Here is an 11,704-nt window from a genome sequence, read left to right as displayed (position 1 = left end):
CATAAATATGGAGATTCATATGTCTTTATCTATTGCCGATCAAAATAAACTCGATGCATTTTGGTCATACTGTGTAAAAAATCGCTACTTTAATATTGGCTACCCTGAATCTGCTGATTTTGATTACACCATGCTGGAGCGTTTTCTGCGTTTCTCAATTAATAACTGTGGTGACTGGGGGGAGTACTGTAACTATTTACTCAACTCTTTCGACTTTGAAAAAGAAGTCATGGAGTATTTCTCCGGCATATTTAAAATCCCCTTTGCGGAAAGCTGGGGCTATGTCACCAACGGCGGCACAGAAAGTAATATGTTTGGTTGCTATCTGGGAAGAGAACTGTTCCCGGAAGGCACGCTCTACTATTCAAAAGATACTCACTATTCCGTCGCCAAAATCGTCAAACTGCTGCGTATCAAATCGCAACTGGTGGAATCTCAGCCAGACGGAGAAATGGATTATGACGATTTGATCAATAAAATCAGGACCTCAGGCGAACGCCATCCCATCATTTTCGCCAATATTGGCACAACGGTACGCGGGGCTGTTGATAATATCGCTGAGATACAGAAACGTATCGCTGCGCTGGGGATCCCACGTGAAGATTATTATCTACACGCGGATGCCGCGCTAAGCGGCATGATCTTGCCTTTCGTGGAGGATCCACAACCGTTTACCTTCGCGGATGGTATCGATTCGATTGGCGTTTCCGGACACAAAATGATCGGCTCTCCGATTCCATGCGGCATTGTGGTAGCCAAGAAAGCCAACGTCGACCGTATCAGCGTAGAGATCGACTACATCTCCGCCCACGATAAAACGATTTCAGGGTCACGCAACGGTCATACCCCTTTGATGATGTGGGCCGCCGTTCGCAGCCATACCGATGCCGAATGGCATCGCCGCATTGGTCACAGCCTCAACATGGCGAAATACGCCGTGGATCGCTTTAAAGCAGCAGGTATTGACGCGCTGTGCCACAAAAACTCCATCACGGTGGTCTTTCCGAAGCCTTCTGAATGGGTATGGAAGAAACACTGCCTGGCAACGTCCGGCAACGTGGCCCATCTGATCACCACCGCTCACCACCTGGACAGTTCCCGGATTGATGCGCTGATCGATGACGTGATTGCCGACCTGGCGCAACGGGCGGCATAAGAGTGAGCAGCGGCAAACTGCCGCTGCCCGCTGGACAATCTGGTGGGTTGCAGCGCCAACCGGAACCCGCCAGACCTGCACAGTATATGGGAATTTCGCATCAGGAGTCATAAACGATGAGTGCAAAGTTAAAAGCCATACGTGGTATGCGCGACGTACTGCCCGCCGAAACGCCAATCTGGCAGTGGCTTGAAAATAAATTCCGTCGTCTGACCTACCGTTATGGTTACCAGGAGATCCGCTTACCCCTGCTGGAACCGGTCGCCTTATTCGAACGTGCTGTTGGCGAAGCCACAGATATCGTTGCCAAAGAAATGTACAACTTTACGGATAAAAGCGGCGAACAGATTACGCTGCGGCCCGAGGGGACCAGCGGCTGTATGCGTGCGGTACTGGAAAATAATCTGTGTTACAACAAAACCCAGCGCCTGTGGTATCAGGGCCCGATGTTTCGCTACGAACGCCCGCAGAAGGGACGGCTGCGTCAGTTCACGCAGTTCGGTGCTGAAGCCTTCGGCATGGCCGGGCCGGACGTCGATGCTGAAATGATTTTTATGGTCCGTGATTTGTTCCAGGAGTTGGGCCTGACCCCGCATGTCAGGCTGGAAATTAATTCTCTGGGCACGCCGGATGAACGGCGGGCCCATAAAGCCGCCCTTGTTGACTGGTTTAATGCTCATCGTGAGCAACTGGATGAAGATAGCCTCAAACGGCTGGAAACCAACCCATTGCGCATCCTCGACAGCAAAAATCCGACCATGCAGCCCATGCTGGAACAGGCGCCGCGATTGCTGGATTACCTGTTCGAAGACTCCCGTCACCATTTTTCGCTGCTCTGCGAACTGCTCGATAAGGCCGACATCCCCTACACCATCAATCCGCGTCTGGTGCGCGGGCTGGATTACTACACCCGCACCGTGTTTGAGTGGGTGACTGACGAACTGGGCTCGCAGGGTACCGTCTGCGGTGGCGGCCGCTACGACGGCCTGGCGGAGTTATTCAATCCGAAGGCGTTGCCGGCCTGCGGTTTTGCCATCGGTATCGAGCGCCTGCTGTTACTGATTCAGACCGTCAGCCAGAAAGATAATCCGTTGTGGCATTTTCACCCTGACGTGGTCATTACCAGTGAATGTCAGGATGATGGCCTACGGGCCCAGATGCTGGCGGAGCTACTGCGCCAGCGTATTGAAAAGTTAAGCGTGATGGTGGATTGCAGCGGCAACAAACTTAAACGCCAGCATCAGACCGCCCTGCAAAGTCAGTGTCGCGCGATAATCACGCTGAATACCGACAATGAGATACGGCTATGGGACCTCGCCAGCTCCCGTCAAATGACGCTCGAAGAGAAAGCGCTCATTGACTGGCTGCAACAGCACTGCCAGTAAACACGTCCAGATTGGGTACCGTGCGGCAGGACGGTACTCGTCCCGGCGCTAATCCCGCCTTCAGCATTTCACCCTGACACACAGCGAGATCCTTAAGCAGAGAACCGTGGACATGCCGAGAAAAAACAGATTATTTATTCCGGGGATGCCGCATCTGGCGCAGCTTCGCGGGCATAATGGCGAGGAGTTATTCCGCCACGAGGAGGATTACTCGGCCTTCGAACGGTGTATGCAAGACGCGGCGCAACGTTACGCCGTGTCTATTCATAGTTGGTCACTTGCCGTCCCACGTATCCTGCTGCTGGTCAGCGCTCCGGATAAACAGGCGCTGAGCCGTTTTATTCAGCATATCGGACGCAGCTATGTGCCTTATTACAATCGTCGTTACCAACGTCATGGCGCATTGTGGGACAGCCGCTACTTATGCAGCCCCCTGGAACCTGAAACCTATTTCCTGGCCGTGAAGCGCTTTATTGAATGTGACGAGGACGGGAGCCCTGGGTGCCATAGTCACGGTAATCTGCCTTCAGGTTTGATAGTCTCCCATCCTGTCTGGCTCAAGCTCGGTGAGAATGAGCAACAGCGACAGGCCCACTTCCAGGAATTCTGCCGGCAACCGGTAAATCGGGCGCTGGTGACCAGGATTCGCCATGCGCTGGCGCAAAATTGCCTGCTTGCCTCGCCAGCGTTGAGCCAGCAACTTGAAGCCCAGATGGAAAGGCCGCTGCGGGCACGACATTGCGGCCGCCCGCGTAAATATGAATCCTCCCCATCAGAACAGTGGACCTGGCTGGAACTTCAGGCTGAACAGTTTCTGCGCCAGCATGGCTATCAACAAATCAGGTTACCCTTACTTGAACATACATCGCTATTCGCCCCAGGCGGCCCGGTGATGGCCGACAAGGGAAAATTACGTGGCGATGGGACAACCGGATGTCTGCGCCTGATGGCCGATAACCCTCATACCGCAGTAATGAGCCGGATTTGGTATTCGGGCGCCATGTTCCGTCAACGCTCCCTGGATGGAGATATCCGGCAAAATCATCAAATTGGCGTCGAAGCCTTCGGCATGCCGGGCGTTGATATCGAACTTGAGCATCTGGTTATGCAGGCGGTTTTCTTCAGGCGTATTGGCCTCGGTGAAATGGCGGAACTGCATATTAATATGCTGGGTGACGAGGCCTCGCTGGCGGCTTTCCGCCGGGCGTTGCGCGATTACTACCAGCCCATCTCGCGTTTGCTGAACCCGGAGCAGCAGCACTGGCTGGAGAAACATCCGGAGTGGTTGATCCATCATGAGGATATCCTTCTTCAGCGTCTTGCTCCTGCGGCGCCCTGCCTGGCGGATTTTATTACCGTTGACTCCCGTCATCGGTTCCAGCGCCTTCAGCATGCCCTGACCCAAGCCGGTATTGCCTGGCAATACGATCCTGCGCTGTTTCCCGCCAATGACTATTGTCAGTTGGTCTTTGAATGGCGCAGCATTGCCATGGAGCGCGAGTTAATCATCAGCCGTGGCGGCCGATACGATGCCTGCGCCAGCCGTATTGCTGAAAAACCGGTTTCCGCCTGCGGTTTTGCATTCATGATGGAGCCGATTGTCACTCTGCTCGGTTATCGTCCCCAACCCGCCAGAGCGCATCCGCCGACCGACATTGTGATTATTGCAGGCCAGCCTCGCGTGGCTGCTAAGGCAGTGCTGCTCGGGCGTAGCCTGCGTCAGCAATTTCCCTATTTAAGCATCATCAACGACTGCTCTCCCCAACGAATCAGCACCCGCTATAAAAATTCCAGACGCCTGGGGGCGAGATTTATTCTTGAAATCGAAGGCGACGGAGAAACGGTTATCCTCTCTGATTCACGGGACCATCGTATTAAGATTTGCACGCTTGATAACATCACCGATCGGCTCGCGCAGGTCGTTCTGTCTCAGTGATGAACGCAGGCCGATAAGAGGATATGTTTATCTCACCCCATTATTTGATTAAAAGGACGTCGCGCATCCTGCAGCCATGGAATACGCCTATCATTCGGGTATAACAGACAAAAGCGTGTCGCCAGACGATGCGCCTCGGCCAGGTCTCGCTGCTGTAACGCCAGCAAGATCTGCGTGAAGGAGACATTCGGGTCCGGTTGAACACGCACATAGTCAGGCGCCCAGCGGCGAACGGCAGCCAGCCAACGCTCATCACGGGTATGTTGATATCGTTGTAGATACCCCATCTGGACATCAAACCGGTAGCGAGTGGCAAGCAGCCAGCCTCCCACAGGGAGAGATTCGGCCAGACGCCACTGTGTTGATTGTCGCTCCGCCAGCGTCAGTTGCTGTTGCGTATGCAGCGTGAGAAACAACAATGGAGTGATGACAGCAACCGCGATCAATGCCACAGCGCGCAACAGCGACGCCAGGGTGAGCGGCAGCCGGGCCGCTTTTCGCCGGCAGTCTGCGCAACGAAGCAACAAAATCAGCAGTAGCCAATGTGGCGTTGACTGCCTGACGGGGTATTCCGTCAGCATATGGATAACCACGGGTAGCGCCGCCACCAGGCAGGCGCGATGCCAGCGATTGCCGTACAGCCAGAGCCATAAACCACTCGCCATAAAGCAAAGCGCCCCCAGCAGTCCAACCAGCCCTCCCTCCACCAGCCACAGCGCCAGTTCGTTATGCGGATGCGAGATGCTGCTCAGCCCCAACGGCCCCGCGCGTTCAAGAAACACGGCGGCGAAACTGCCCACGCCCCATCCGGTCCACGGACGCTCGGCAAATAATGCCAGCGATGCTTTCAACACCGTCCAGCGCACCTGGGAGGTCGTCAGGTGATTAATCGTCACCACCGACAAGAAATGGCGAGCAAGTGCGCCCGCTATCATGCCTATCGCCAGCGGCAGCAGGAGTAACAGCAGCGTACGGCGCTGCGCAGGAAAAACCGCCAGCAGCAAGACCTCGCCTACCGCCACAGACAGGTAACCGGTTTGCGACTGAGACTCATGCAGTACAAATCCCATTATCACCAGAGCAATCCCGATGATAATCCGATATCCGCCACGTAGCCGTAAAAAAAGCAATGCTGACAGCAGCACGCCACACGCCGTGAAGCTGGCCATCAGATTAACCTGCTGAAAAATACCGTAGGGGCGTGTACCGCGCCGCCAGGCAAACTCCCAGTAATTCACCCCCGGCCAATGCCAGTATTGATAAGTAAACGCCAGACATTCGAGGACGCACGCGCCCCAGAGCAGAGCCAGCAGTACTGTCAGCGTGTTTGTCGTAAGCGGAATTTGCAACGTCGCCAAATAGACAAGCACGCCTCCCAGCAACGCCCCCGCGACCAGCAGCGCCTCGGACCGCCAAACCTCAGGCGTCAACAGACAAAGCAACGTCAGAATGAGCGCCCCTATCGTAAACCCCGCGGCGGGTATAGTTATCCGCCAGCGTTGACGAGGTACCAGCATCAATGCGCTAGCTGCCAGCACAACGGCATAAATCCAGGCCGTTATATTTAGCGGCAACGACAAACCGCTACCCCCGTTATTCGGCCAGTAGAGATGCATTGCCCCACCCCAGAAAAACAGACTGACAACCAGCAATAATTTCTGCGCCGGCAGCGGAGCAATACGATGCAATGCGTTCATCATGCTATTGGTAGTTCAGCGTCCAGGTCCCGCTGGCGCTGAAGGGGCCGTATTCGAGAGTCTGATTTTTTAACGCCGACGGTTCCGCCGCGACCCATGCCAAAAAGTTCAGCGTCATCGAGCCTTCAGTAATCTCTTTGACTGACGTGCTTTCATCAAGGCGAATTGCCGTACCATCCTCTTCGCTCATTCCGATGCCGATTCCGGAGGCGCCTTGTTCACTGCTATCCAGCGCCAGATGATCCGCCAGCTCCGCATCTTCACTTCCGCTGAAAGTGACCGAGATCCCGCGAAAAACCTCCGGGTTGCAGTCGCGTAACTCAATGCTGAATTTTTTCGGCTTACTGCGCCCCGAGAGATAGAGATCCTGGGTCGCGATTTGCCCGAAATCGACCTCGATTTTGTCGCCTCCTGGCGCAAGGCTGCAGGCCAGCGCTCGAATGGTGCCGTGAAAATACATATCGCCGCCGACCAGCTTAGTGTCGGCCTGCGCCAAGCCGCCAAGCAGTAGCGCGCTGGTGGCGATTAACAGCGTAAATCTCATGGCATCCCCCTACTGAAACTGCGCGACAACGGTGGCGGAGGCTTCAAACTCACCTTCTTTGACGCTTCCCACGCCCGGTTTGGCCACCGGCGCGGCGGTAAGATTCCAGTCGCCCTGATTCTGGTAAAAACCCTTCACGTTGTAGAACTGATTGGGCACGACGGTGCCGCCGCTCGCGTCTTTAATCACAATGCCGAGATCGTCGCGTTTTTGGCCGCCGCTTAGCGTGCCGAGGAGATGATCGTTAAATCCCGCCGTGCCTGACGCCGTGGTAGTTTGTACGCCAAGATTAATGTTCAACGCGCCCTGATCGAAGCTCCCCCCCTCGCAGACCACATGAATGGGGATCGACTTGCTGTAGTTGGTGCCGTTGAGCCGGGCGGCGGAGCCTGGCAGATCGCCAAATTCAATGCTGATTTTGTCTCCGCGATTAAAGATGCATTTGTCCGGCACGGTAATGAGCCCGGATTTAATGACCACACGGGAAATTGGCGTTGTCGGCGTAGGGCCAGCGCTGCCCAGACGTCCAGCAACCTCCACCAGCGACTGAGAAGTGATATTGATGCCGTTAATAATGGGTTTAGTGACAATAAACGTCACTTTCCCTTTAGAGCCACTTTCAATGTTAGTGGCTCGCTCGTAGCCTTTGCGCTTTTTGCAGTTATGGTCGTTGTAGCGATTCGAAAAGTTGGTGAACGGCGCCTGAACGTAGTCGTTATACCGCCCGGCGACCCATACCTTCACTTCCACATCCAGGTAATCATTCAGACGAAAACGGTTCGCTCCCTGATTAGAGGGCGGCATGGTGGTCGTGGTGGTGTAGTAAATCGGCTGGCGCGAGATGTCGGCCTGCTCACAATGAAAATCCACGACATACCAACTGCCCAAATTCCAGGTGAACGGATCCGTTCTGCCGCCCTCGTGGTTTTTGCTGACATCCAGTGAGTTCAGTTCAATATCGTACTGATGCGGCGATCCGCCCTGTGGTTCTCCCTCACCGAGAGTAAATGCCTGCCCGGCCAGCGGACAGCCAGCCAGGACGACCCACAGCAGCGCTTTGTGCAATACGCTCATAGATACTCCAGCTTAAGTCTGACCAGACCGTTAAATTCTCCAGCGGTCACCTCCTGCCCAAAAGATTCCAGCGCGGCAAGAAAGTGAATCGCGTTATCGCCCGGCTTGAGGATCCACATGCGTTGCGGTTGATTCAGGTGGATCAACTGGTTGCGTTCGGTCAGTAGCCGAATGCCCGCGCCGCGCACATCGCCGCGAATCCGCCCAAGATCGCTGTTTTCCGGCGCACTTTCGGCCATCAGCGTCATCGAAACGCCACGCTCCACCGTACTGTGCGACAGCTCAGGGAGCTCGCTGGTCTGCCCAGGGAAGTCCTTTAACGTGTGCCCGGAGCCTTTTAAGCAGCCATTCAGGTGCAGCGTCACCAATACCGGATCGCTGCGATCGCCGCTCTGGCGAAAGCGGCTGGCGGAAATATCACCGAGATCGATGGTCTGATCGCGTGAAGCCATATCCAGCACGCACGGCGAAACGAATACCCGACCGTGAAAGCGGACGTTGCCATACTCGCCGGAAACGTTGCTCATATCATGGCGGCCGCTTGTGGCCTGAACCGAGCAGGCCATGCCTGCCATCAGCAGAGCGCAAAGCATCTTTTTCATTTACGAGTCCTTTACCGGGGCTGTTGCTCCATCGGCAATGCTTTACACACATTGCCTGTGCAGCTGAATTTCAATTCAGGGTGACCGCCAAAATCGTTCACGTACATCATGCTGAACTGGCTGACGCTGGCGTCCGAGACGTTGAAATCGAGAGAGGATTTTGGCGGGATCATAATCCCCGGGAAATCAGTCAGTCTGCCGCCGCCCTGGGCTTCAGGTTTGCGGCTTAAGCCGATTAAGGTGACGAAGTATGGCGTTGGGTTATCCACGGTCCAGCGCTGACCCTGCTTGTGAAAGATCAGTTGGTTTTGCCACACCGCCCCCGGCGTTTCCGGCACGATAGCTGTCGGCCGATAGAACAATTTGATCCGCGACTGCATCGCCAGCTGCAGCACGTTCGGCTTATCCGGTTTTGGCGGAATTTCACGCACGTTCAGGTAGAACAGACTCTCGCGATCCTGTGGCAACGCGTTAACTCCGCTGGTTTTCGTCACGCGGGCGATTCCCTTCTGCCCACCGTTAATCCGTTGCAGCGGCGGTAAGACCATTAATGGCGAGGTAATTTTTGTTCCGTGGGCGTCCTCTACCCACGACTGAGCCAGAAATGGAATGCTCGGGCTGGTGTTGGTTAAGTTCGCACTTACCGAGCGAGCATCACCGGTGATAATCATGCGTGTACGGTCGAGCGCAATACCCGCCCACGAAGCATTGATCTGGGCAATAAAAAACAGGCCACAGGCGACGGGTTTAAGCCAACGGCGCGCGAATTTAAGAGATTGATTATTCATGACAAAATTCATTCAGGTTATTGAAATTATTCACAAGGCAACAGCACGTTACCTTCCGGGTTGATTTGTTGTGGCACCTGTAAGTGACACTGCGCACGGCCAGCCCAGGCAACGGAAAGACGCTCGGACGGATTCACCCCCGCAATCCAGGCCATGCCGTTTTCCATCACCATGGCGACGCTGACGCCGTTGGCGTTAAACACTTCGGCGCCAAACGGCGGCACCGAGCCATCCTTCAGGCGCAGCAGCGCCATCATTTTTTGCCCCTGCGCGACGGCAAAGCGCTGGTAGCCAATGGCGCCTTCCGTCAGGGTGTTAGTCACGATCGCTTTGGTCGCGGAAATATCCTCGTCCATGACGTCCACATCGATACGGGTATCAAAGCTGTGATAACTGACGACGTCCGGTACAACGGCAATACCGAAACGGTTTGAGTGCGCCTGTTCGCCGTTAAGCGGCACATTGGCAACGCCATCGGTATCAACCATCACTCTGGCGGTATTCATTGACGCCTGACTGTTATGTAACGCCGCGCCGTGACGCGTCGCCGTAAAGCCGCCGCGTACCGTGCCGCCTACGGAGAAATAGCGTGATTGCTGCCAGCTGACGTTCGATTCCAGCTCCGCCATCATGCTGCGATGCTGGTAATAACCATCAAATGCCGTACGCCCTTCCCCGGAAACCCCTGCGCGCAAACGCCACGGATTATTACGATCGCGGTTATCGGAATACGAAACCATTTGGCTGGTCTGGTTACCGCTGTTCTGTAATTCATAATCCATGGAGCGGCCATCGCCCCATGGCACTGAAATTGAAAGCGAAAGACTGTCATCCCGTTTGCCCTGATACTCAGAGCGATAAGCCGCGAGGTTGGTGCTGATCCCCTGGATTCCCGCGAAGGAAAAACTGTGTCCCATCGATAATCCGTAACGATCCTGGGAACCGCGATCCCAATAGTTCTGGTGGGTATAGGTAAGGTATAACGTGGTCGCTAAATGCGGATCGTCAGCAAAAAAGGTTTTGTTGCCGGTAACGGTGTACATCTCTTTTTCGTTGCCGGCGCTGTTGTTACTTTCATACTGCTCGTCGAGAAACTGCGAGAAGGTGCGAAAGGTTCGCTGTGAAAAGCGGTACCCGGCAAAGGTAATCGCGCTGTTGTACTCATCAAAGGTTTTGGCGTAGCTGAGCTTAAAGGACATGCCTTTTTGTTCAGCCTGATGCTTCACCCGACTCACGGATTGCGTCGCATCGGCCGACAGCGCTCCCAGCCAGTTTAAATCCCGTCCAATCCCCATCGACCAGGCGTTGTAGCGCTCGCCGGTGAGCAACGCGCCGCCGTACAGTGACCATGCATTGCTCACCCCCCAGGAAAAATCGCCGCTATAAAAAGCAGGACCCTGAACGTCGTGGTTATAACGCGACGGCTTACCAACCGCGGCGTTGTAGCGAACATAGCCCGGACGCGTCAGATAAGGGATATCAGCCGTATTGACCTGGAAAGTTTGTACGCTGCCATCCTGCTCTTCGACGCGCACATCCAACGTACCGCGTACCGAACCGTGCAGATCCTGAATATTAAACGGCCCCGCAGGGACGGTGGTTTGATAGATAACACGGCCCTGCTGACTGACGGTGACCTTCGCATTGCTGCGGGCGATACCGTGCACTTCAGGCGCGTAGCCCTGCAAATTTGGCGGCAGCATACGCTCATCGCTGGCGAGGTTGACCCCGGTGAAGCGCACCGAATCAAAAACCTGAGAATTCAAATAGATTTCGCCGACCGTCAGTTTTGCAGCCTGCATCGGTAACGGGCGATAAGCATAGATCTGATCCCAGTCGATACGCCCATGATTATCATCTGAAGCGTAATTGGCCTGATACTGGCCACGAAAACGCCATGCGCCGAGGTTAAAACCTGTCTGCCCATAGCCGGACAGAGAGCGATAGTGATCGCCACCCTGTTCGTAATGCGTGGCCTGCCCTGAAATGCTGTAGTCAAAAATCAGCCCGGCGACGCCGTTATCCCAACGCTCAGGCGGCGTCCAGTCTGGGTCGGTATATTTCATCCATGCCTGAGGCACGGTAATGTCCAGTACGCCTGCGCTATTATTCAGCGCCACACCCGGCAGGTGGGAAATGTCATAGCAGGTTGCGCTAATGGGATGAATATGGGTCAGCGCCTCTTCTTTGAGCGCCAGTAACTCAAGTTGTTGCGGCGTCAGGCACGCTATAGATTTATGTGAATTGGCCGGATCGGCGATATAACGGATTGTCTGCTGAGGAATCTCCTGGCTGTTAATTCGAACATCCAGCAGATATTCTCCGGGAGCCACAAAGTTGCCTTCGGAAAAACGCTGTAAATCGACATTATGCCTGTCGCTGGCATCCAGTACGTCGGTATTAAATTCAATAGCCTCATCCGCTTCAGCCCATGAAGCGGCGCAGACCAGTGCAATAAATAGCGCCAGACGTTTTTTATCTGTTTTCAGCGTGATCATTTTTGTTCGCAACCTTCAGATACC

At 54.8% G+C, this 11,704-nt stretch carries 9 protein-coding genes; 3 read left to right on the top strand and 6 right to left on the bottom strand.

Annotated features, from left to right (window positions below; translation table 11 throughout):
• Positions 1–19: 19 nt before the first annotated feature.
• From ABLV07_RS22525 to ABLV07_RS22515, 3 genes are all read left to right on the top strand, one after another.
• The gene (locus ABLV07_RS22525) at positions 20–1,156 is read left to right on the top strand and encodes a histidine decarboxylase (protein WP_015369839.1); all 1,137 of its coding nucleotides are present in this window, start codon (positions 20–22) and stop codon (positions 1,154–1,156) included.
• Positions 1,157–1,272: 116 nt separating this feature from the next.
• A complete protein-coding gene (gene hisS / locus ABLV07_RS22520; RefSeq protein WP_015369838.1) occupies positions 1,273–2,541 on the top strand; it encodes a histidine--tRNA ligase in 1,269 nt (422 codons plus the stop codon).
• A gap of 112 nt (positions 2,542–2,653) precedes the next feature.
• Positions 2,654–4,477, top strand: a complete 1,824-nt coding sequence (locus ABLV07_RS22515; protein WP_049035057.1) for an ATP phosphoribosyltransferase regulatory subunit — start codon at positions 2,654–2,656, stop codon at positions 4,475–4,477.
• A gap of 32 nt (positions 4,478–4,509) precedes the next feature.
• Here the strand turns inward: ABLV07_RS22515 and ABLV07_RS22510 are convergent, their stop codons facing one another.
• The 6 genes from ABLV07_RS22510 to ABLV07_RS22485 are packed head-to-tail and all read right to left on the bottom strand — an operon-like array spanning position 4,510 to position 11,680.
• Positions 4,510–6,177: an O-antigen ligase family protein gene (locus tag ABLV07_RS22510; RefSeq protein ID WP_157195184.1), complete on the bottom strand. Its 1,668-nt coding sequence runs from the start codon at positions 6,175–6,177 to the stop codon at positions 4,510–4,512.
• Between the two features lies 1 nt (position 6,178).
• Entirely contained in the window at positions 6,179–6,718 is a 540-nt protein-coding gene (locus ABLV07_RS22505) for a fimbrial protein (RefSeq protein WP_015369835.1), read from the bottom strand.
• A 9-nt stretch (positions 6,719–6,727) separates the two neighbouring features.
• Positions 6,728–7,792 (bottom strand): fimbrial protein, encoded by a 1,065-nt coding sequence (locus tag ABLV07_RS22500; RefSeq protein WP_015369834.1) that lies wholly within the window; start codon positions 7,790–7,792, stop codon positions 6,728–6,730.
• On the bottom strand, positions 7,789–8,394 hold the full coding sequence (locus tag ABLV07_RS22495; RefSeq protein ID WP_015703381.1) for a fimbrial protein: 606 nt from the start codon (positions 8,392–8,394) through the stop codon (positions 7,789–7,791). The genes ABLV07_RS22500 and ABLV07_RS22495 overlap by 4 nt, the downstream gene beginning before the upstream one ends.
• Positions 8,395–8,405: 11 nt before the next feature.
• Complete coding sequence (locus tag ABLV07_RS22490) at positions 8,406–9,182, bottom strand: molecular chaperone (protein ID WP_020077992.1); 777 nt, start codon at positions 9,180–9,182, stop codon at positions 8,406–8,408.
• Between the two features lie 26 nt (positions 9,183–9,208).
• Positions 9,209–11,680: a fimbria/pilus outer membrane usher protein gene (locus ABLV07_RS22485; protein ID WP_157195183.1), complete on the bottom strand. Its 2,472-nt coding sequence runs from the start codon at positions 11,678–11,680 to the stop codon at positions 9,209–9,211.
• Between the last annotated feature and the right edge of the window lie 24 nt (positions 11,681–11,704).

Origin of the sequence: Klebsiella sp. CN_Kp097, from assembly GCF_040064495.1 — a bacterium.
GTDB classification, from domain to species: domain Bacteria; phylum Pseudomonadota; class Gammaproteobacteria; order Enterobacterales; family Enterobacteriaceae; genus Klebsiella; species Klebsiella aerogenes.
Note: the sequence above shows the minus strand (reverse complement) of the source record. Positions and strands in the feature narration are given on the sequence as shown.